The 22,862-nt window shown below is 30.6% G+C and carries 24 protein-coding genes; 22 read left to right on the top strand and 2 right to left on the bottom strand.

Annotated features, from left to right (window positions below):
• Positions 1-18: 18 nt before the first annotated feature.
• The 18 genes from OCV55_RS08370 to OCV55_RS08285 all read left to right on the top strand — a co-directional run bounded on the left by OCV55_RS08370 (position 19) and on the right by OCV55_RS08285 (position 14,967).
• Positions 19-822: a ubiquitin-like protein gene (locus OCV55_RS08370; RefSeq protein WP_147580340.1), complete on the top strand. Its 804-nt coding sequence runs from the start codon at positions 19-21 to the stop codon at positions 820-822.
• Positions 823-1,242: 420 nt separating this feature from the next.
• Positions 1,243-1,485 (top strand): hypothetical protein, encoded by a 243-nt coding sequence (locus tag OCV55_RS08365; RefSeq protein WP_147580339.1) that lies wholly within the window; start codon positions 1,243-1,245, stop codon positions 1,483-1,485.
• 182 nt (positions 1,486-1,667) lie between these two features.
• Positions 1,668-2,093 (top strand): MarR family winged helix-turn-helix transcriptional regulator, encoded by a 426-nt coding sequence (locus OCV55_RS08360; RefSeq protein ID WP_032090723.1) that lies wholly within the window; start codon positions 1,668-1,670, stop codon positions 2,091-2,093.
• A 1-nt stretch (position 2,094) separates the two neighbouring features.
• A complete protein-coding gene (locus tag OCV55_RS08355) occupies positions 2,095-2,868 on the top strand; it encodes a sulfite exporter TauE/SafE family protein (protein WP_032090722.1) in 774 nt (257 codons plus the stop codon).
• 1,072 nt (positions 2,869-3,940) lie between these two features.
• Positions 3,941-4,219, top strand: coding sequence for a PTS sugar transporter subunit IIB (locus tag OCV55_RS08350; protein WP_147580338.1), 279 nt, complete (start codon positions 3,941-3,943; stop codon positions 4,217-4,219).
• Between the two features lie 89 nt (positions 4,220-4,308).
• Positions 4,309-5,262 (top strand): sugar ABC transporter substrate-binding protein, encoded by a 954-nt coding sequence (locus tag OCV55_RS08345; RefSeq protein ID WP_147580337.1) that lies wholly within the window; start codon positions 4,309-4,311, stop codon positions 5,260-5,262.
• Positions 5,262-6,563, top strand: coding sequence for a sensor histidine kinase (locus tag OCV55_RS08340; protein ID WP_147580336.1), 1,302 nt, complete (start codon positions 5,262-5,264; stop codon positions 6,561-6,563). The genes OCV55_RS08345 and OCV55_RS08340 overlap by 1 nt, the downstream gene beginning before the upstream one ends.
• Positions 6,556-7,236 carry a response regulator transcription factor gene (locus tag OCV55_RS08335; RefSeq protein ID WP_032090716.1) on the top strand — a complete coding sequence of 227 codons (681 nt, stop codon included), beginning with the start codon at positions 6,556-6,558 and terminating at the stop codon, positions 7,234-7,236. Before OCV55_RS08340 ends, OCV55_RS08335 begins: the two co-directional genes overlap by 8 nt.
• A complete protein-coding gene (locus OCV55_RS08330; RefSeq protein WP_147580335.1) occupies positions 7,229-8,515 on the top strand; it encodes an ABC transporter substrate-binding protein in 1,287 nt (428 codons plus the stop codon). The genes OCV55_RS08335 and OCV55_RS08330 overlap by 8 nt, the downstream gene beginning before the upstream one ends.
• A gap of 155 nt (positions 8,516-8,670) precedes the next feature.
• Entirely contained in the window at positions 8,671-9,093 is a 423-nt protein-coding gene (locus OCV55_RS08325; RefSeq protein ID WP_022001602.1) for a PTS sugar transporter subunit IIA, read from the top strand.
• A 12-nt stretch (positions 9,094-9,105) separates the two neighbouring features.
• Positions 9,106-9,597, top strand: a complete 492-nt coding sequence (locus OCV55_RS08320; RefSeq protein ID WP_032090714.1) for a PTS system mannose/fructose/N-acetylgalactosamine-transporter subunit IIB — start codon at positions 9,106-9,108, stop codon at positions 9,595-9,597.
• 30 nt (positions 9,598-9,627) lie between these two features.
• On the top strand, positions 9,628-10,473 hold the full coding sequence (locus OCV55_RS08315; protein ID WP_147580334.1) for a PTS mannose/fructose/sorbose/N-acetylgalactosamine transporter subunit IIC: 846 nt from the start codon (positions 9,628-9,630) through the stop codon (positions 10,471-10,473).
• Position 10,474: 1 nt separating this feature from the next.
• The gene (locus tag OCV55_RS08310; protein ID WP_022001605.1) at positions 10,475-11,311 is read left to right on the top strand and encodes a PTS system mannose/fructose/sorbose family transporter subunit IID; all 837 of its coding nucleotides are present in this window, start codon (positions 10,475-10,477) and stop codon (positions 11,309-11,311) included.
• 13 nt (positions 11,312-11,324) lie between these two features.
• A complete protein-coding gene (locus tag OCV55_RS08305; RefSeq protein WP_032090712.1) occupies positions 11,325-11,609 on the top strand; it encodes a hypothetical protein in 285 nt (94 codons plus the stop codon).
• 55 nt (positions 11,610-11,664) lie between these two features.
• Complete coding sequence (locus tag OCV55_RS08300; RefSeq protein WP_147580333.1) at positions 11,665-12,399, top strand: MurR/RpiR family transcriptional regulator; 735 nt, start codon at positions 11,665-11,667, stop codon at positions 12,397-12,399.
• A 117-nt stretch (positions 12,400-12,516) separates the two neighbouring features.
• A complete protein-coding gene (locus OCV55_RS08295; protein WP_147580332.1) occupies positions 12,517-13,905 on the top strand; it encodes a DHA2 family efflux MFS transporter permease subunit in 1,389 nt (462 codons plus the stop codon).
• Entirely contained in the window at positions 13,895-14,665 is a 771-nt protein-coding gene (locus OCV55_RS08290; protein WP_147580331.1) for an SDR family NAD(P)-dependent oxidoreductase, read from the top strand. Before OCV55_RS08295 ends, OCV55_RS08290 begins: the two co-directional genes overlap by 11 nt.
• 11 nt (positions 14,666-14,676) lie before the next feature.
• Positions 14,677-14,967 carry a Dabb family protein gene (locus OCV55_RS08285; protein ID WP_139939877.1) on the top strand — a complete coding sequence of 97 codons (291 nt, stop codon included), beginning with the start codon at positions 14,677-14,679 and terminating at the stop codon, positions 14,965-14,967.
• Positions 14,968-14,976: 9 nt separating this feature from the next.
• Here OCV55_RS08285 and OCV55_RS08280 read toward each other — a convergent pair whose 3' ends face one another.
• On the bottom strand, positions 14,977-16,122 hold the full coding sequence (locus OCV55_RS08280) for a YibE/F family protein (RefSeq protein ID WP_147580330.1): 1,146 nt from the start codon (positions 16,120-16,122) through the stop codon (positions 14,977-14,979).
• Positions 16,123-16,191: 69 nt separating this feature from the next.
• Positions 16,192-18,552, bottom strand: a complete 2,361-nt coding sequence (locus OCV55_RS08275; RefSeq protein ID WP_147580329.1) for a purple acid phosphatase family protein — start codon at positions 18,550-18,552, stop codon at positions 16,192-16,194.
• Between the two features lie 189 nt (positions 18,553-18,741).
• On the opposite strand from OCV55_RS08275, the gene OCV55_RS08270 reads away from it, so the two are divergent.
• From OCV55_RS08270 to OCV55_RS08255, 4 genes are read left to right on the top strand one after another with little or no spacing between them, the layout of a single operon-like run.
• Positions 18,742-19,485, top strand: a complete 744-nt coding sequence (locus OCV55_RS08270; RefSeq protein WP_118632794.1) for a DeoR/GlpR family DNA-binding transcription regulator — start codon at positions 18,742-18,744, stop codon at positions 19,483-19,485.
• Complete coding sequence (gene pfkB, locus OCV55_RS08265; RefSeq protein WP_147580328.1) at positions 19,485-20,402, top strand: 1-phosphofructokinase; 918 nt, start codon at positions 19,485-19,487, stop codon at positions 20,400-20,402. The genes OCV55_RS08270 and pfkB overlap by 1 nt, the downstream gene beginning before the upstream one ends.
• On the top strand, positions 20,403-22,286 hold the full coding sequence (locus OCV55_RS08260; protein ID WP_147580327.1) for a PTS fructose transporter subunit IIABC: 1,884 nt from the start codon (positions 20,403-20,405) through the stop codon (positions 22,284-22,286).
• 56 nt (positions 22,287-22,342) lie between these two features.
• Complete coding sequence (locus tag OCV55_RS08255) at positions 22,343-22,792, top strand: hypothetical protein (protein ID WP_119363849.1); 450 nt, start codon at positions 22,343-22,345, stop codon at positions 22,790-22,792.
• Positions 22,793-22,862: the final 70 nt, after the last annotated feature.

Raw genomic sequence — 22,862 nt, 5'->3', positions numbered from 1 at the left:
TTTTAAGAGGTGACGAAAATGTTATCGTCAAAAAGAGTCGTCCTTCCCTTAGTGGGAAGTTTCTTTTTGCCAGGAAAAGCAAAAGAAACAATTGAAGAAATAGAAGATCAAGAACTTGCACAAATTGCTTGGGCTGAGTATTATTTCTTTTCTGCAAAAGCCAAAGAATGTGTAGAAATCGTAGAAAAATACTTAAATCATGAAGATGTTATATTACGCTTATCGGCAGACATGTTCTATACATTTTCTAATTTAACTTTAGGAGATGCCTTTGCTGCACAATATGCCAGAGAAGACGTTTATCGATGTTTCGAAAAAATAATGAAAGAAAATACCCCTATAGAAGAAAAAGCTTCTTGTGTATTTGCTTATTATGTTATTAGTATTTTTATACATATTCCCCCTCAAGAAGAAATACCACCTTTAGAACAATATATTTCCTATTTAACACTTGAGGTTGAATCAGGGGATAGTATTGATAATGTTAAACAAAAAATTCAAGATAAAAAAGGTTTTCCCCCTGATCAACAATATCTCTATTTTAATGATCAACTTCTAGAAGACGGAAGAACATTAGCTGATTATAATATTCAAAAAGAAAGTAAACTGTGTTTATTATTAATGATGGTAAAAGAACCAATTTCTAATTTAAAAGAAGGTCAATATGAAGAAAATAAAACAGTTCAACTTACTTCTAAAACAATAGGGGCAACAATCTATTATACGAAGGATGGAAGCATGCCAAGCAAAACAACCGGTATAAAATACATAGAGCTAATAAATCTTATAGGAGTAAGGCAAAAATACATCTATTACAATTAAAGCTATAGCTACTAAAGAAGGAATGCAAAAGAGTCAAGTAAGTACATTTGTTTATACAATAAGTATTCCTACTGTGATTATAGTCGAGTTAGTGAAGCTATTTCTAGGGTAAATTCTATAGATAAAGAATTATATGAAAATTATAATAAAGTAGAAAAATCGCTTTATCAAATTGATTGGAACAAAAGTAAACAAGAACAAGCAATAGTAGATAGCTATGCAGATACTATTAATAAAGCGATTGAAGGACTTACAAAGAAAAATAAAGATTATAAAGTTACTGAAGGCGAAACTTTTGTTAAAGAAAGTGGAAAAGATATTTCAATAAGAATAGATCATGAATATACAGAAAATGTAAAAGTAGATGATCAAGAAGTTGATAAAGTAACAAAAGGTTCTACGATCATTACTTTTGGTGATATGTATTTAAATATACTTGCTGTAGGAACACATCATGTAAAAGTAACATTTGAAGATGGTATAGCTACAACAACTTTACTCATCAAAGAACAAACAAAAGATGATAATAATAGAAAAGATTCAACATCAAATAATCAAGAAACAGTAAAACCAACTATAAAAGAAGAAACAAAGACAACGGTAAAAGCTGAAAATAAAGAAGAAGTTAAAAAAGTAAAAACAGGTGATGATGAAATATTATAGGTGTTGTTTTATTATTGATAGGAAGTTTAGTTGTTTTAACTTATATTAAAAAAAAGAGAATTGAATAAAATAAATGATGGCAACTCGAATGAGTTGCTTTTTATATAAATATTTGACATTTATAAAGTTATCTATTAAAATAGTTCAAAAATGAATTATCTAAAAATGAAGGAAGTGATAATATGAATATTGATTTTGCTAGAAAATTAGAACTTGCTTATCATCAACAATGTAAAAATCTATGTAATGAATTTCATCTAAAGCAAACAGGGTTTGATATTTTGATGTTTTTGGGAAATAACCCCCAATATAAACATGCTAAAGATATTGTGGAAATAAGAAAAATCAAAGCAAACCTTGTTTCAATTCATGTGGATCAGTTAGTTGATCAAGGATATTTATCTAGGATAGATGTTCCAGGAGATCGAAGAAAAGTTGAACTAGTTTTGAATAAAAAAGCGAATGATGTTATAAAAAAAGGAAAAGCGTTTCAAAACCATTTCTTTTCTTCACTTTTTTCAGATATTGATGAAAAGCATCAAAAGATATTTAAAGAAACATTAGAACTTATGGAAAAAAATATAGATTGTTTATTGGAGGAAAAATAAATTGGAAACAAATATTTTATTTATTATTCTTGTAACCTTTTTTGCTGGAATGGGAGCAGGTCTAGGAACAGGTTTTGCAGGAATGTCAGCGGCTGCTGTTATTAGCCCAATGCTCATTGCTTTTTTGAAAATGGACCCTTATATGGCAGTAGGTATTGCTTTGTCATCAGATGTCCTTGCCAGTGCGGTTTCAGCTTATACTTATGGAAAAAATAAAAATTTAGATATTAGAAATGGTTTATTGATGATGGTAAGTGTACTTATTTTTACGGTAGTAGGTAGTTATGCGGCAAGTCTTTTACCATCTTCAACAATGGGAAGTTTTTCAGTTTTTATGACTTTTATTTTAGGAGTTAAATTTATTGTTAGACCAGTAATGACAACGAAAGAAGCGATGAATAATGTTTCTTCTAAAAAAAGAGCAATCCAATCTATAATTTGTGGAACTTGTATAGGTTTTATTTGTGGTTTTGTTGGAGCAGGTGGAGGCATGATGATGCTTCTTATCTTAACAACAGTCATGGGATATGAACTTAAAACGGCAGTAGGTACGAGTGTTTTTATTATGACCTTTACAGCCCTTACTGGAGCTATTTCACATTTTATGATTGGTGGGTTTCCTAATTTAACAGTATGGATTTTATGTATTCTCTTTACTCTTATTTGGGCAAGAATTGCTGCTTTATTTGCGAATAAAGCAACTCCTAAAACCTTAAATAGAGCAACAGGAATTGTTCTTGTTGTTCTAGGGATTGTTATCTTTTTATTTTCATAAACTAAAATTGAGGAATGAATCCTCAATTTTTTGTGCGACAGGCAGTCGCTTATATGTCATGTTTACAGGAACATGAAATTTTCTATTTACAAATGATTGTTCAAGATAGTTAGCTATAAACTTGAAATGCGTCATGGAAGCTAGAAATCCTGTAGACGAAATATCAGGCCGAAACAAAATGTGAACTGAAGGTGCGGCTGATGTTAGTATAAAAACTGTACAAGTTAAATGGAAGAATTAAACATCATTTGGTACAATGTCATAAGTAAAAAATGAAATAGAGAAAGACTATGACAAAACCAGTATTTGATGATGAATTTAAATAAGGAGTTGTAGATTATGCTAACCAACATCCTGAAGAATCCAAAGTTTCTATTGCTAAAAGATTTGGTATTGCAGACAGTACAATTCATAAATGGATAAAAGATGCAAACAACAATGGCAATAAAATTGAATCTCGAGGATCCGGTAATTTTTCTAGTGATGAGGCTAAAGAAATTGCAAGATTAAGAAAGGAATTAAAAGATACACAGGATGCGTTAGAAGTATTAAAAAAGGCTATTGGCATACTGGAAAAATAAACAAAACAGATATTTATAAAGCAGTTAAGGAAGAAAAACAAAAAGATTCTACTGTTTCTGTTTCTAGTGTGCTGAAAAAATTAGATGTAAGCAGATCAGGATTCTATGATTATTTGAAAAGAGTTCCAAGCAAAACCAAATTAAGAAAAGAAAGAATTATAAAAGAAATCAAGAAAATCCATTGTTATCTGAAAAATATGAGGATTATCATGCAATTTATGCATTTGCATATATTCTTGAAAGATATTTATGTAAAGAACAACTGTCAGAAAAAATATATTGTTTATCACAAAGAAATTTAGAATTATTAAAGAGAAATGAAAAAATATTTGATGAAATAGTTAAAAATTCATATAAAAATTGATAAGTCAAAAGAGTTACTTAAGACAAAATAGAGAAAGAAGAAATCCGAGAATAAACAGCTAAAATAGATATTGTATATTTTAGCTATTTCATTTATTATATTAGTACTATGTGTTTGGAGGTCTTATATGAAGATAACATTATTGTCAAAACCAGGTTTTTCAGGGAATATGCTGGTTCGTAAAATAGAAGAAGTAGCTAAAAGTCAATTAATGGATATTGAAGTGTTTTTAAATGAGCATTTACAAGAGGCCGATGTGGTTTTACTTACACCACAAAGATGTGAAGATTTAAAGGAAATTAAAAAGGTGGTTAAAGTGCCAGTAGGCGTAATTTCTTTAAAAGATTATGGTTTATTAGATGGAAGTAGTATTATAAAATATGCAAAACAGTTGATTCAAAAATAGAGTCAACTGTTTTTTTATGACATTTGTCATATTTACATAGATGACAAAAATCATTAAAATTAAATAAAGGGAGAATAGGAGGAAAACGCATGTCTTTTTATAAAAATAAAGCTTTAAAAATAACATGTATTGTAAGCCTTATTATGATTTGTTTTGTCTATCACCATTATTTAAACACTGATACTAAACAAATAAAATTTGGAACAACTTATATGACAATGAATAATACCTTCTATAAAGCTGTAAATAATGAAATAGAAAATGTTGTTAATAATCATGGGGATGTTTTATATACCAGAGATCCAGCTTTGGATCCTAAAAAACAAAATGAACAAATCAAAGACCTTGTTTCTTTAGGAATCGATGTTTTAATTATTAATCCTGTTGAATCTTCGAGTATTAATAAAACATTAAAAGAAGTCAAAAAAGCAGGAATTAAAATTATTGTAGTCGATGCTCCTATTAGTGATGATCAAATTGCAGATTGTACAGTTGTTTCAGATAATTATGATGCAGGAGTACAGTGTGCTAAAGATATGATGCAACGCTTTGATCATGCACGTATTGCTTTACTTGAACATTCTAAAGCCTTATCAGCGGTTGATCGTATCAACGGCTTTAAAGATACAGTTGCTTTAAATGAGAATTATCAAATAGTAGGAAGTGAAGATTGTTTAGGACAAACGGAACTTGCTTTACCTGCTTTAAATAAAATTATTCAACAAGAAATTGATTTTGATGTTGTCTTTTGTTTGAATGATCCAACGGCTTTAGGAGCACTGGCTTCTATAAAAGAAAATGATTTAGGGCATGATGTTTTTATTTATGGAGTTGATGGTTCACCAAATATTAAGAAATTGGTGGCAGAAACGAAAGCAATTGTGGGGACATCTTCACAATCACCTACTTCTTTAGGAAAAGAAACGATCAAGGTGGCTTATAAGATGTTACATCATAAAAAGTATAAACGCTCAATTATTGTGCCAACAAAATTGATTACCAAAGAAAATATAGAAGAATATGATATAACGGGGTGGCAATAATGAATCATCTTACAAGAGAATATGTTACAAAGTTAAAAGATTCATTATTGTTTATTAATGCGGTTGTTATTATCTATAATGCTTCTTTATTTTTACTTTCTACCAAATATATTTCAGTGCATTATTATGCACGTGATTTCTTAAATAAAGTATCTTATATTACTAGAACACCACAAAATATCTTTTTTGAATCTATTTTTCTTTTTATCATTATTGTTTTATTAATGAAATTAAGAGAAAAAGATAATTTAAAAATGGCGAATGGTCTTGTTTATATCGAAATTATTCTTTCATTTTTATTAATTATTTGTCTAAATGGTTCCTATAATGGAATTTTACTCTTTGTTTTTGCTGATTTACTTTATAATATGAGAAATATTAAACATATGGCTTTACTTTTATTGATTGCCTTTGGTTTATTATTGATTTCAGATTTTAATATTTTATCAAATATTATACATATGCCAAGTATTGAATCTTATTTATCATTTTATCCAAATTCAAGTCGTACATTTATGTTATTTGCTAAAAATATTTTAGCTTCATTAAATGTTGTTGTTTTTATTCTTTATCTTATTTGCCAAGTTTTAGTTCAACAAGAAGAAACAAAGAAAATCAGTAAAGAACTTCAACTTGCTTCAAAAGTCAATGATGAATTAAAAACGTATTCTGCTTTATCTGAAAAAATGGCAGAAGATAAAGAAAGAAAAAGAATTTCAAGAGAGATACATGATACTTTAGGGCATGCCTTAACAGGTATTTCGGCGGGAATTGATGCTTGTATTGCTTTGATTGATATTGATCCACAAAAGTCAAAAGAACAACTTTTGGTAATTAGTAATGTTGTTCGTGAAAGTATTAAAGATGTTCGCCGTTCTTTATATAAGTTAAGACCGGGAGCACTTGATCAAAGAACTTTAAAAGATGGTTTGATTAAAATGATTGAGGAATTTCAAAGTGTTTCTCATTTAAATGTTGACTTGTATTATGAATGGGAAAATGTTGATTTTGAAAATACGAAAGAAGATATTATTTTTAGAATTATTCAAGAAACGATGACAAACGCTTTAAGACATGGACATGCTTCTCATATTGAAATTCATCTTTTTGACGAAGAGGAAAAATATATGATTATTATGCAAGATAATGGAAGTGGCTGTAAGGAAATTCATTATGGATATGGCTTGAAACAAATGCATGAACGTGTTGCCATATTAAATGGAACGATATATTTTTATAGTGAAGAAGGATTTAGAACAGTTGTAGAAATACCAAAAATAGGAGGAAAAAAAGATGATTAAAGTGATGATTGCAGATGACCAAGAACTTATTAGACAGTCTTTACAAATTGTTTTATCAACACATGAAGATTTAAAAATCGTAGATGCTGTTGAAAATGGTTTTGCAGTTCTTGAGAGTATAAAAAAAGAAAGGCCAGATGTCATTTTAATGGATATTCGTATGCCAGAAATGGACGGTGTTTATTGTACAAAGGCGGTCAAAGAAAAATATCCAGATATTAAAATCATTATCCTTACCACTTTTGATGATGATGAATTTGTCTTTAGTGCTTTAAAATATGGAGCAAGCGGTTATTTATTAAAAGGCGTCAGCATGGATGAACTTTATCATGCCATTTGTACAGTTTATAATGGTGGAGCGATGATTAATCCTGATATTGCGACAAAAGTATTTAAACTTTTTTCCAAGATGTCTATGAGTAATTATGCTATCCAAGTCGATGATTCTTTATCAAAAGATTTGACACAGGCTGAATTGAAAGTCATTCAACAAGTTGGTTTTGGTTTATCTAATAAAGAAATTGCTCAAAAACTTTATTTATCAGAAGGAACTGTGCGTAATTATGTTAGCATTGTTTTGTCAAAATTAGAATTACGTGATCGTACGCAACTTGCCATCTGGGCTGTTCAAACAGGAGTCACAATGCAAGAATTTGGTGACGATAATGACTAGAATAAAAAAGAGTATTCTAACATTAGTAAGTCTTTCTTTAGTTCTTATTTATTGCTTGATCAATGATCCAAGTCGTGATATTACTCTTACTTTAGGACTTTATGCAGGAAGTAGTTGGGATGTGCCTAATGGGGAAAGTTATCAAGTTATTGATCAAGCAATCAAGAAATTTGAAAAGAAATACCCCAATGTTCATATTGAATATAAAAGTGGAATTATAAAAGATGATTATTCTTCATGGCTTGCTAATGAAATTACCAAAGGAACAACACCTGATGTGTTTATGGTACTTCCTGATGATTTTAATACGTTATCTTCTATTGGTATTTTAAAGAATTTAGATCGGCTTATTAAAGAAGAACGAATAGATACTTCTCTTTTTTATCAAAGTGCTTTATTTGCTGGAAATAATGGAAGTCAATATGCACTTCCTTATGAAATCAATCCAACAATTATGTGTATCAATCATGATTTACTTACCAAAGAAGGTATTGCTATTCCTTCAAGTAATTGGACTATTGATGATTTTTATAATATTAGTAATCAAGTTACAAAGGATACAAATAATGATGGTGTCATCGATCAATATGGCTATTATGGCTTTGATTGGCCAGATGTTCTTGATTGTTATGGGTTACAAGTTTTTAAAGAAGATAATTGTCATCTTGATAAAAAAGAAGTCAAAGAAGCGTTTTTATATTTGACAAAACTTAAAGCTTTATCAAATGGCTATCAAGTTTCATCAGAAGATTTTGATCAAGGGAAAGTCGCTTTTTGTCCTTTGACCTTTGCTCAATATCGTACCTACCAACCTTATCCTTATCGTATTAGTAAATATACATCTTTTAAATGGAGTTGTATTTCAATTCCAGGGACAAAATCAAATACGATTACAACACATTTAGACACTTCATTAATAGGAATGTCTTCACAAACAAAGCATCAAGAAATAGCGTGGGAATTTTTAAAAATGTTGACGATGGATGAAGATATTCAACAATCTCTACTTGATAATTCGAAGGGAGCCTCTCCTTTAAAGCAGGTCATGTTATCAAAGAAAACAAAGGAAATCTTAGTAAAAGATACAGTCTCCTATGCTTCTTTAGATTCAGATGTTTTAAATAGAATTTTAGAAAACACGTTAGTAGAACCAAAGTTTAAAGAATATGAAAATATTCTAGAAAAAGCAGATTATTTGATTAATCAAAGTATTGATCAAGGAACGATTGATAATGATCTTAATAAGATACAGAAGAAATTAGAAAATGAATTGAAATAGATAGCTTTTGGCTATCTTTTTTATTTATGACAAATGTCATAGTAGGAATGATATTTGTCAATTTTTTATGATTTTTGTCACTTAAAAGTCATGATTGAAGACACGTTGCAAGTACTTTCATATTTGGTATTCTATAGGTGCAAGGAGGGAAGGACATGAAATATTTAGTATTGGTAAGTCATGGTGAATTTGCAGCTGGTTTAAAAACATCATTAATGATGTTGGCAGGACAAAGAGATGATGTGATTGCTTCAGGTTTACCTGATGGAAAGACAGCAGATGAATTTGCGGAAATCTTTAAAGAAAGTGTTAAGGACATTCATGAAGATGATGAAATTGTTTTATTAGCGGATATTGTAGGAGGATCACCACTTACAACTGCTTTAAATGTTTTAGCTGAAAAAGGTTTAATGGAAAAGACAACAACAATTGGTGGGATGAATTTACCATTAGCCCTTACTTCAGTATTAATGAAAGATACTTTACAAGGGGATTCCTTTGTACAAGCTGTCTTAAGTGAAGCAACAACAGCTTTACAAGAATTTAAGGTCGTAGAAGACGACGAAGATGATATTTAAGGAGGAAGAAAGATGTCAGTATCATTTATTAGAATTGATGATCGTATGATTCACGGTCAAACATGTACACGTTGGGCAAGAGAATACCCATGCGATGGTTTGGTAGCAGTAAACGATAAAGCCGCAAATAATTCAGTATTAAAAGCAGCTTACAAATCAGCCAGTGGAAAGAAAACATTTGTATGGACAATGGATGCTTGGCAAAAGAAGAGTCAAAAGGTTTTAGATAGTCAAGATCAATATTTCTTAATTACTAAAAATCCTATTGATATGAAAAAAATTCTTGTTGATCAAGGATTTGATTGTGGTATTAAAACAGTTATTGTTGGACCTTGTAATGATCGTGAAGGGGCAACAAAACTAGGAAACAATCAATCCATTACACAAGAAGAAGCCGAAGCTTTTGAAGCTTTAGCTAAAGCAGGTTATACAATCAAATTTGCTTTATTACCAGATGTTTCAATTGGAACATGGGATGATTTTAAAGGAAAATTTGGTTTTTAACAAATATATAAATAAAGGGGAAGAAAAATTATGACAATTAGTTGGTTACAAGCGGCATTACTTGGTTTATTTGCTTGTTTATCAAGTATGCCAGGATTAGGTGGTACTTCCTTTGGTAACTACACATTAGGTCGTCCTTTAATTGGGGGACTTGTTTGTGGGATTATCTTAGGAGATATCAAAACAGGTATTTTAGTAGGGGCAGCAATGCAAGTTGTCTACATTGCATTAGTTACTCCAGGTGGAACCGTTTCAGCAGATGTTCGTGCTGTAAGTTACATTGGGATTCCACTTGCTATGGTAGCGTTAAATAGTTATGGTTTATCTGCTGCCACAAAAGAAGGAGCAGCTCTTGCAACTTCATTTGGAACAATGGTTGGTACTTTAGGTACAGTATTATTCTATGGAACAGCAACAATCAACTTAGCATGGCAACATGTTGGATGGAAAGCTGTTGAAAAAGGGAATTATCACAAGTTATATATTGTAGATATGGTATTACCTTGGATTTCACATATTTTATGTTCATTTATTCCAGCCTTAATTATGTGTAAATTAGGGGCAGATGTTGTTGAACTTATTAAAACAACATTACCGATGGATGGTTTAGCTATGAAAACTTTATTTACAGTTGGATCATTATTACCATGTGTCGGAATTGCAATTTTATTAAAACAAATTATTACAAAAGCAGTTGATTTCATTCCATTTTTCTTTGGATTTACTCTTGCTGCTTCAATGGGAATCAATTTAGTTGCAGCAACAGTGATCGCTGGTATGTTTGCTTTAATTAACTACAAATTAAAAATGTTACAAAATCAAAGAGTAGCTGCACCTGCAGGAGACTTTGATGATGAAGATGAGGAGGATATTTAAGATGGAAAAGAAACTATCTAAAAAAACATTAACTAAATCCTTCCACAATTGGTATTATGGAAACTTAACATGCTTCTCTCAAGAACATATGCAAACTTTTGGTTATCTATGCTCTATGTTACCAGTAGTAGAAGAACTTTATGATAAAAAAGAAGATCAAGCAAGATCAATGAAAACATATACTGCTTTCTTTAATACAGAACCTCAACTTGGTACTGTTATTGTTGGGATGACAGCTGGGTTAGAAGAAGCACGTGCCAACGGAACAGAAGATGTTGATGATGAAACAATCAACGGTTTAAGAGCTGGTTTGATGGGACCAATCGCCGGTATTGGGGATTCCCTAGTTGTCGGAACAGTTATTCCTATTTTACTTGGTATTGCTTTAGGTATGTCTACAGGAGGTTCTCCTCTTGGAGCTATCATGTACATCATTGTATGGAACTTATTTGCTTACTTTGGAATGAAATTCTTATATTTCAAAGGATATGAATTAGGTGGAAAAGCGGTTGATTTCTTAGTTGGTCCTCAAGGGGAAGCTTTAAGAGAATCAGTCACAATGTTAGGTGGTATTGTTATCGGTGCTGTATCAGCAACATGGATTTCCGTAACAACTTCATTTACGATGACAGCAGCTGGAGCTAAAAAACCTTTCTTAGATTTACAAAAAACATTAGATGGTGTTTATCCAGGATTATTAACAGCTGTCTTTGTTGTTGGATGTTGGTATTTATTATCTAAAAAGAAAATGTCACCAATTAAAGTAATGTTATTATTAGTTGTTGTTGCCTTTATTGGTGTATTTGTTGGATTCTTCAATCCAGGATTATCTTATTAAAAGGAGAAAAAAGATGAATAGTCAAGAAAAACAAGGATATATAGATGAAATTAACTATCAAAAGAAAATGATTCATAATCTTATAAAATGGTTACGCAATTTGTTCTTCCTTTCCTCTCTGGGAGTCTTATTGATGTATTATTTTTCAAATATCCTATTTGTAAAAATCTTTGCAATCATATTAATAATAATATCTATATTAGCGATTATCCTTGTTGGAAAGGCTATTTACAGTGGTAAGAAAAACATAAATAAAATTGTTGATCAGTTTTCCTTCAAATATAAAAACTCTCTATAACTCATACAAAAAACCGCTTAGGCGGTTTTTATGTTATACTTTATCTGGTGATATTATGATAACAAATAAAATCAATACAATTTTAAATAACAGTCAACAAGGTGATATCGATTATACGATCTGTAACTATATTAAAATGAATTTAAAAGAAGTTGCTTTTATGTCCATTGAAGAACTTGCAAGAAAAAGCTATGTTTCAAAAGCAAAGATCTCTAAATTTATCAAAAAATTAGGTTATGATAATTATATTGCCTTTAAAGATGATTGTTTATTAGAATTAGAAATTAGAAAACAAGTAACAAATACCAACTATTTTCTTACAAAGAAGCACCTTCATGATTCATTATCTTGGATTGAAAAGAATTTAATGAAGATTGAACAAAGTCAAATCGATTACTTTGTAAGAAAAATAAAAGAAGCTAAGCATATTTATCTTTATGGAGTTGCTTATTCACATTTACTTTGTCAATATGTTCAATACGAAGGAGATCTTTTTCAAAAAAATATTCTTGTTTTAGATGAAAATGAGGTAGCTATTGATCGGTTAAAAGAGGATGATTTATTGATTGTTATTGGTGTAGAAGAAGATGCTTTAAGTAAACAATCTTCACGTTGTTTACGAAAGCTTTTAAGAAATCAAGGAAATAAACTTTTGCTTTCAACCCAATTGATTGATCAAACAATGTTGAAATCTTTTGAAGGGACTTTGCTTGTATCTATCGATCATTTAGAAATGAAAGAAAGAAGACTTCTTTTTCGTTATTTAATAGATATGTTGGTATCACGTTAATTTGAGTTAGAATGTGCTTAAGGCACATTTTTTTCATCTTGTCAAGAAAGTTTATGAAATATAAAAAAGAAAAGAAATTTATTTATTTTAAAGTAAAGTAATCCATAAGGAGGGCTTATGGAAGAAAAATTAACTATTAAACAATTATTCGCTATTTTAGCCGCAGGTTTGTTTTCTTTTTGTGGTGTTTTGATTGAAACAGCGACAAATATTACTTTTCCTACATTGATGAATGAGTTTCATATTTCAACATCACTTGTTCAATGGATGACAACAGGAAATTTATTGATGATGGGTATTATGATTCCTATTTCATCTTATTTAAAAAGAAGATTTCAGACAAAAAAATTATTTTTGATAGCAGGGTTCTTATTTTCAATAGGATTGATTGTTGATGTCTTTGCACAACAGTTTACTTTATTGCTTATAGGAAGATTTATACAAGGAGCGGGGGTAGGAATTGCACTTCCTATGATGTATAACATCATTTTAGAAGAATCACCGGAAAGACTTCTTGGTTTAATGATGGGATGTGGTTCTTTTGTGACAGCTGCAGCACCCGCTATTGGACCAACTTTTGGGGGAATTATGACACAATATTTTACTTGGCGCTATATTTTTATTTGCGTTTTACCAGTTATTGTTCTGGCAAGTTTTATAGGTTATTTTTGTATGAGTGAACAAATAATTAATAAACATGAAAAATTTGATCTTTTAAGTTTTATAGCGGTAGCGTTAGCTTTTGTTTCTTTAATTATGGGGTTTTCTAATTTAAATCAGATAGTTGATGATTTAGTATTTGTTTTGGGTTGCTTTATTATTGGAATAATCAGTTTATATTATTTTACTAAAAGACAACTGCATATTAAAAATTCCTTAATTCGTATAGAAATATTTAATCATAAAGGTTTTACGTTTCATACTTTAGCTATTATGTTTCTACAAATGACAACACTTGGATATGGTTTATTGTTACCGACATTTGTTCAAATTGTTTTAAAACAACCAGCAACAGATGCAGGGGTCGTTTTACTTCCAGGAGCCATTGTTGGTGCTGTGTTTGCGCCAATAGGTGGATTGATACTTGATCGACTTGGTGCTAAAAAGCCAATTGTTCTAGGGTTATGCTGTAGCTTTATTGCCACATTTTGTTTCTTATTCTTTTTTGAAAATCTTACATACCAATCATGTATCTTATTCTATTTTATTTATAGTTTAGGCATTGGTTTAATTGTTGGTAATACCATGACATCTGCGATGTCTCATTTACCAAAAAATCTACAGGCAGATGGGAATGCTACGTTACAAACATTGATGCAACTTTCAGGGGGAATAGGAACATCCATTACAGCAACTATTTTAGCGTTTGTACAACAAGGAACAAACTTATATGATGGGACAAATAGAGGTGCATTGTTTGTTTTGATTTTTTTAATGTTTAATATTAATATTGTTATTTTAAGTCAATATTTTGCTTTTAAAGGAGGAAAGAAAAATGAATTTTAAAGATAAAGTGGTTGTAATTACCGGAGGAACAAGTGGTATTGGAAAGCAAGCAGCTATTGAGTTTTCAAGAAAAGGAGCCCATGTTGTTGCTTTTACTGTAGATAAAGAAGAAGTATGTAAGGAAGCTATTAAAGAAATAGGAAATGATGCATCTTATATTCATTGTGATGTTTCTAAAGAAGAAGATGTAAAAAAAGCTATTGAAGAAGTTGTTTTAAAATATGGACGTCTTGATTGTGCATTTAATAATGCGGGTATTGGACCAGATGGTGTACGTATGCCTTATGAATCATTAACAGAAATTTCTGAAAAAACATGGGATTTAGTAGTTGATGTGGATATGAAAGGTGTTTTTCTTTGTTTAAAATACGAATTATTACAAATGCAAAAACAAGGATTTGGTACAATTGTTAATACGGCTTCTATTGGAGGGTATAAAATGGCACCTGGATTTGCTGCTTATGGTCCAGCTAAAGCAGCAGTTATTGCTTTAACAGAAATGGCAGCTTTAGAAAATGCGGCATTTGGTATTCGTGTCAATGCCATTTGTCCAGGTCCAACCATGGGAACAGAACTTACCAAAAATTCACTTTCAACTAATCCTCATGAAGAAGCAATGTTGAAAGAACATGTGATTCCTATGAAAAAACTAGCGACGACTCAAGAAGTCGTGAACGCTGTCTTATGGTTAAGTAGTGAAGAAGCAAGTCATACAACAGGACAAAAAATATTTATAGATGGTGGAATGCATATTGCATAGGAGGAAAAAAGATGATTAAACATGTGTCAGTATTTACTTTAAAAGATAAAATGGAAATAGATCATTTTATTACTTTATTAGAAGAAGTAGGAAATGATTGTTCACTTATTGTAAACAGTGAAGTTGGGTGCAATATCAGTAAACAACCAGCGATAGGCCCTCATTTTGGGGATATTATTCAAATTATTGAATTTAAAGATGAAGCTGATTTGAAAGCTTATCCAACTTCTAAAGAACATCAAAGATTATTAAAAGAAGGTCCAGAGATGAAAACTGTTACTGCTATCGATTATTACATTTAAAAGCCTCGTTTAAGAGGCTTTTAAATGTTTATGATAAAGTAAACTACAAAGAAGTGCACCAATCGGAACGGTTAAAATAATACCTAATGTTCCTGTAATTCCTTGAGCTATTTCAATTGCAATAAAATCAGAATTCATTAATTGAGGATATTGAATTTGATAAGCAAAAAATGCAAGTAAAATTGTCATTGAACTTCCAGTAAAAGCTAGAATCAATGTATTACACATCGTTCCAATCATATCTTTTCCAATATTAATACCAGATTTAAATAATTGTGATTTAGTAATTTGTGGATTAAGTGCCTTAACTTCATATAAAGAAGAAGCGATTGACATACCTACATCCATGACTGCTCCTAATCCAGAAATTAAGATTCCAGAAAATAAAACTTCATTAATTTTTAGTCCTGTTTGTTGAGAAATAATAATCAAGGCTTCAGCTTGATCAGTATTAAATCCTGAAATATGAATAAGCTGACTTAATACTAAAAAAGAAAGTCCACTAATAATAACACCTAGCGATGTGGCGATTACAGCTACCCAAGTTTTTATAGAAGCTCCATTAAGCATGAATAATGAATATCCGGTTGTTAAAATAACAATAAAGATAGTTGAAATAATTGGTGAAAAGCCACTAAAAATCATTGGCAGCAATAAACCTACAATGGCATAGAGAGTAAAGGCTAAACTGATAATCGTTCGCATTCCTTTTGATTTGCCAATCATTAAAATAATGATTAAAAGTAAACCTACAAAACCATAAATATATGGAGTACGATAATAATTATAAGCTGTAATTAAAGTATTATCAGATTCGGGATTATCAATACAAGCAATAAATGTTTCTCCATTTTTAAGACGTACATTATGTGTTGTTGAAAGATAATTATCGATATAAACTTTTTTATTTTTATAAGATCCATCCAGTATCTCAACATATAAACTTTGTACACCATAATATCTATTTGTTGTTTCATCTTTTTTTGATTGATCATCAATTACACGCAGTACTTTAGCTTTACTATAACTTAAAGATGACGAATTTTGAATTGCAACAGGACTATAAACCTGACTATGAAAAAAATAGACACCAAGTGTAAAAATAAAAGTAATGATGAGAAGGATAAGATCACATTTATGAATTTTTTTTAACATGATATCTCCTTATGAAAGAACCTGTTTATGATAAACAGGTCCTGTTTTAATATATATTATTTTAAATAATTAGTTTTCTTTTTTCTTTGTTTTAATAACAATGATAGCTCCAGCAATAATGGACATTGTTGAGGCGATTTCTAAAGCAAGAAGTGGAGTATCATCACCAGTTTTTACTTTAGAAGATGTTGAGTTATCTTTTTTATTTGTAGATGAAGTATTATCTTTTTTATCAGTTGTCGAAGAAACAGATTGATTTGTTTCTTTTTTAACTAATTGATCTTTAACTTCTTTTAAAGTGTTATAAGCTGTTTCAACATCTTGATTTGTAGCATCATTCTTATTAAGAACTGTTTTAGCAGCTACTAAAGCATCTTGTAATTTAGTAAATGATTCTTTTGTATAAGTTGAATCATCGATTTGACTACATTCATTAATTAATTTTCCTAATTCTGTTTTATCAACAGTTTCAGTTGATGTTTTATTGATTGTAAAATCATCAACAACAGATAAATCAGAAGTACGATAAGTTACAATCTTTAATTGATTATCTTTAACATCTAATTTTGTAATATTTGGTGTATGTTCTTGATTTTTAACAGCAATATAATCACCACTTAAATTAGAAGTAAATTCATAATACTTACTACCACTTGCTGAGTTAGCAGTAATATAAGTAAGACCTTTAGGATCAGTGACTTCATGAATTGGATTACCATTTTGATCAAATGATTCATCTTTTAAAGCAGTTGTACCATCCATTAACATACTACGTGTATAAACGTGGTCATGTCCCATTAAAACTAAGTCAATACCATTTTGACTAAACATAGGAGCAAGAGTATCTCTTCTTGCTAAAATATCATTATCACTTGCATGAGATGCTGATGAATAAATTGAGTGATGGAAGACAACGATTTTCCATTTGATATCTTGATTATCTTTTGTTTTAGCAAGAGTATTTTTAATGAATTCTTCATGTTCAGCAGTACTTCTGTTATTTGAGTTTAAAACAAGCATTAATGCATTGTTATAAATATAATAGTAATCCCCTTGGGCATTTCCTTGACCACTGCTTCCTAAGTTGCTGACATTTGGTAAGTTAAAGTGATCATTATAAGCAGTACCTGCATAATCATGGTTTCCTACAGCATTTGCAAATGGTGTAGAGTAAACCACACTTCCTTGATAGTTAGATAGATAAGCATCATATTGAGATTCATTTTTACCAGCTTCTACGTGGTCACCAGCATTTTGAATAAAGTGTACATCTTTAAATAATGGATTTGTATTGACTAAATCTAAAGTGTTTTTCCATCCATCTTTATCAGAGGCTAAATCACCAGAAGAACCTAATTGTGGATCTCCCGCAAATAAGAAACTAAAATCACCTTTAGATTTCGTTGTTGTTGTATAAGTATCTGACCAATGACCATTATTTCCAACACGATAAACATAAGCAGTATTTTCTTCTAAATCACTCATTGTTGCTTTATTAGCGTAATATCCATCAGCTTGTGCTTTTTCAATTTTAGAGTTTACTGTTTTCGCTTTAGCTTTAGGAAATTCATTTCCAGTCATATCTGCTTTTTTAGCAAATTGAATTTGTCCATTTGTACTATCTGTTGAAAACCAGTTTAAATTAAGTTCAGTTGGTGTACTTCCTACAGATAAAGAAATAGCTTTTAGACTTTCTCTTTCAGGTAATAAGCTTTCATCAGGATTGATTCCTAATTCATTAAGTTTAAAATATCCTTCACTGGTTTCATTACTTTTATGAATTTCAAAGGCAATAACATTTTTACCATTTGTAAGCATATCTTTAATATCTCTAAAATAGAGATCTGCAGTTTTTACACTTGAAGAAGTTTCTTTACTTCCATATCCCATGTTATCTTTATGATTACCATTTCCACCATCTTGGCTGCGGTAACCTTCATCAGGTACATTTAAGGCAGTTAATTGTTGACCGTTGATATAAACAATCACAGCATCTTTATAATTAAAACTTAAATGAATACCATTGACAGCACTTGCTTGATCAACATTAAAATAACCTCTAAAGAAATAAGCACGAGATGTTTTATTTAATGTTCCTTTTTCTGTAGAAAATTCTCCTGTTTGTTCTTTCCATTCATTGTCATTGTATTGACCATTTAAAGAAGCGTTATCGCCATCTTTATAAGTACGTGTCCATCCCGTATATTGTCCCCATTTATCTTTGGCTTGTGTACCATCGGCTGGATCAGTGTTTGTATCTAAATATTTAATTGTTGTGTCTTGATTCATGACAACAGTTCCTTTGTTGACTGTTTGATCACCTTGAAGTGCTATAACATTTGAAAAACTGTTAATAGCTAATGGTGAAACGGATGTCAATGACATCGCTGATAATACAGATAATGCAATTAATTTGTTTTTTTTGTTCATAAATTTTCTCCTTTTTCTATCGAAATTATAGAGGAGATCAGAATAATCAAAAATCAAAATAGAGTAAAAGATTGTTTAAGAAAATGTAAATTAAATTATCATTCAGTCAAAACATATGACCAAACATTCAAAATGCGATTGACATAATGAATGAACGGTCATATAATGAACACGTAAGAGGTGATCAGTATGGATAATCAGCGCCATCAAATTATTTTAAATGAATTAGATAAAAAAGGAAATGTGACTGTAGCTTCCCTTGTTGAACTTACAGGAGCGAGTGAATCAAGTATACGAAGAGATTTAGTAGAACTTGATCATCAAGGATTCTTAAAAAGAGTTCATGGGGGTGCAACCCTTATTCCTAAGGTAACACAAACGATTGAAGATCCATTAGGGAAAAGACAATTATTAAATGCTGATGAAAAGAAAAAAATTGCAAAGTATGCAGCAGGAATGATTGAAGCCAATGATGTAGTTTATTTAGATGCAGGTTCATCAACTTTAGAGTTGATAGAATATTTAGATCAAAAAGAAGCACACTATATTACTAATGGTTTAATGCAAGCTCAACAATTGACCCTTAAAGGATTTCATGTAGTATGTCTTGGTGGAGAAGTGAGAAATATTACAGGGGCATGTGTGGGGGCTAATACGATGAAGTCATTAAGTCGTTATCATTTTTCTAAAGGTTTCTTTGGAACAAATGGCATTGATTTAATGAATGGTTTTACGACACCAGATAGTGAAGAAGCTGCTATTAAGGAATTGGCTATGGAACGTTGTCAAATGAGTTATGTTTTATCGGATCATAGTAAATTTAATAAGGTATATCATGTGACCTTTGGTCAAATAAATGATGCGGTGATTATTACAGATCATTGTGAAAAAGAAATTAAAGAACAAGCGACAGTTGTGGAGGTTAGAGATTAATGATTTATACAATTACTTTTAATCCATCTTTGGATTATATTATGCATGTTGATTGTTTTGAAGAAGGGGAAACAAACCGTTCAAAACAAGAAGAAATTTATCCTGGAGGAAAAGGATTCAATGTTTCAACAATTTTAAGTCGTTTGAATCTTGAAACAACAGCTTTAGGGTTTGTTGCAGGATTTACAGGTGAAGAAATTGTTAAAGAATTAAAAGAAAGAGGATTTAAATGTGATTTATGTCAGTTAGAAAATGGTCTTTCAAGAATTAATGTGAAGATGAAAGGTGCTAAAGAAACTGAAATTAATGGAAGTGGTCCAGATATTCCTCAAGAAAAACTAGATGAATTATTTGATAAATTAAATCAATTACAAGAAAATGATATTTTAGTTCTTGCTGGAAGTATTCCATCATCATTACCTAATGATATTTATGAACAAATTATGAAAAAACTCGATCAACAAGGAATTAAAATCATTGTTGACGCAACGAATGATTTATTAAAGAAAGTATTACCTTATCATCCTTTCTTAATTAAACCAAATCATCGTGAATTAGAAGAATTATTCAATGTCAGAATTGAAAATAAAGAAGATCTTATTCACTATGCTCGAAAACTTCAAGAACAAGGAGCAATCAATGTGCTTGTTTCTCTTGGAAAAGATGGTGCTATTTTAGTCAGTGAAGATGGTCATGTTTATTATTGTGCTGGTGCTAAAGGAAAATTATTAAATAGTGTTGGTAGTGGAGATAGTATGGTTGCTGGATTCATTGCTGGATATTTAAAAGATAAAAAATATGATGAAGCTTTAAAATTAGGAAGTGCTTGTGGCGGAGCAACAGCATTTAGTGAAGATCTTGCCGAAGCTTCCATGATTCAAGAAGTCTATAAACAATTACAAGTGGAGGAACTATAAATGAAAATCTTAGATTTATTAAAAGATGTTTCAATTGATGTAAATGCTACATGTTCAAATAAAGATGAAGCCATTGATACATTAGTTTCATTAATGGCAAAACAAGGAAACTTAAATGATCAAGATGTTTATAAACAAGGAATTTATGCCCGTGAAGAATTAAGTACAACAGGAATTGGGGAAGGAATTGCGATTCCTCATGCTCAAAGTGAAGCTGTAAATGCCCCAGGACTTGCAGCCATGGTTGTTAAAGACGGTGTCGATTATCAATCTTTAGATAATCAACCAGCAAAACTTTTCTTTATGATTGCAGTTCCTAAAACAGGTGGAAACGAACATCTACAAATTCTTGCAATGTTGTCACAAATGTTGATGGATACAGACTTTAAAGATTCTTTAATTAATGCACAAAGTGTAGAAGAATTTATGGATTTGATCAATCAAAAAGAAGATGTACAAAAAGCTAAAGAAGAAGAAAAAGAAGAAGCGCAAAAAGAATTTACAGGAACTTATCGTTTGCTTGCAGTAACTGCTTGTCCTACAGGTATTGCGCATACGTATATGGCAGCTGAAGCTTTAGAAGAAAAAGCAAAACAAATGGGAATTACAATCAAAGTCGAAACTGATGGTAGTGGCGGAACTAAAAATGCTCCAACTGCTAAAGAAATTGAAGAATGTGAAGCGATTATTGTAGCTGCTGATAAAAATGTTGAAATGGCTCGTTTTGATGGAAAACCTGTCATTCAAGTCAAAGTGGCAGATGGGATCAATAAAGCAGAAGAGTTAATTAATGAAGCTTTAAGTGGAAACGCTCCAATCTATCATACAGATCATGCATCAACAACAGTTGAAAGTGAAAGTGATGAAAGTGTTGGTCGTCAAATCTATAAACATTTAATGAATGGTGTCAGTCATATGTTACCATTTGTTATTGGTGGAGGTATTTTAATTGCCTTAGCTTTCTTATTTGATGATTATACAATTGATCCAAGTAACTTTGGTAAAAATACACCATTAGCTGCTTTCTTTAAAACAACAGGAGATACAGCCTTTGGATTTATGTTACCAATCCTTGCAGGATATATTTCAATGTCAATTTCAGATCGTCCAGGTCTAGCTGTTGGATTTGTTGGTGGAGCCTTAGCTAGCCAAGGAAATTCAGGATTTTTAGGAGCACTTGTTGCTGGTTTTGCAGCTGGGTATTTAATGAAGGGGTTACGTAAATTATTTGATTATTTACCAGATGCTTTTGAAGGATTAAAACCAGTTCTTTTATATCCATTCTTTGGATTATTATTAATGGCATTACTTATGACATTTATTATCAATCCACCTGTTGCTGCTATCAATACAGCTCTTACAAATGCTTTAAATTCAATGGGTGGTTCAAGTAAAGTTATTTTAGGAATGTTACTTGGTGGTATGATGGCTATTGATATGGGTGGTCCAATCAATAAAGCAGCTTATGTTTTCGGAACTGCATCGATTGCTTCAGGAAACTATGATATCATGGCAGCTGTTATGATTGGTGGGATGGTTCCACCTCTAGCTATTGCGCTTGCAACATTCTTCTTTAAAAATCGTTTTACTAAAAAAGAACAACAAACAACACTTACAAATGTTATTATGGGATTATCATTTATTACTGAAGGAGCAATTCCATTTGCAGCCTCTGATCCATTACATATCTTACCTGCATGTGTCGCTGGTTCAGCAGTTGCTGGTGCTTTATCAATGTTCTTTAACTGTACATTAATGGCTCCTCATGGTGGTATCTTTGTAATCGGTGTTATCTCTAATCCTCTTGGATACTTATTTGCCTTAGCTGTTGGTTCAGTTGTTGGAATGTTTGGTTTAGCTTTATTGAAGAAACCTTTAAAATAATAATGAATTCTAGGTGAAAACCTAGAATTTTTTTTGTTAAAAGGGGAATCCTATTTTTGAAAGGAACATATATAATGAATAATGATACAATTTTATTACTTAAAGAATGTGATTCAGGATTAAAAATGGCAATTTCTTCTTTAGATGAGGTACTCGATGTGATAAAAAATCAAAAATTCAAAGAAATCTGTATTACTTCAAAAAATAAACATCAAATTTTAAAAAATGAAGTAGATCATTTATTAAAAGAACATCATCTTCAAGAAAAAGAACCTTCATTACTCGCAAAAAGCATGTCATGGTTAAAAATGAATTTTAAAATACAAATGAATGAAGATGATCAAACAATTGCTTCACTTCTTTTTGAAGGATGTTCTATGGGAATAGAAACACTTTATAAATATTTGCATCAATATGAAAATGCTTCATCAAAAATAAAAGAAGTGACAGAAAAACTTATTGAAATTGAAAAAGAACTATCGCAAAATATACAAAATTATTTATAAATAACTACGAAACAAACTCGTTTCGTAACTTTTTTCTTAATAAACCATTTGACACATCTTTTTAAATAAG

The sequence above is a fragment of the [Clostridium] ammoniilyticum genome, from assembly GCF_025566905.1.
Classification (GTDB): Bacteria; Bacillota_I; Bacilli_A; order Erysipelotrichales; family Coprobacillaceae; genus Faecalibacillus; species Faecalibacillus intestinalis.
This window is presented reverse-complemented; position numbering and strand designations above follow the sequence as displayed.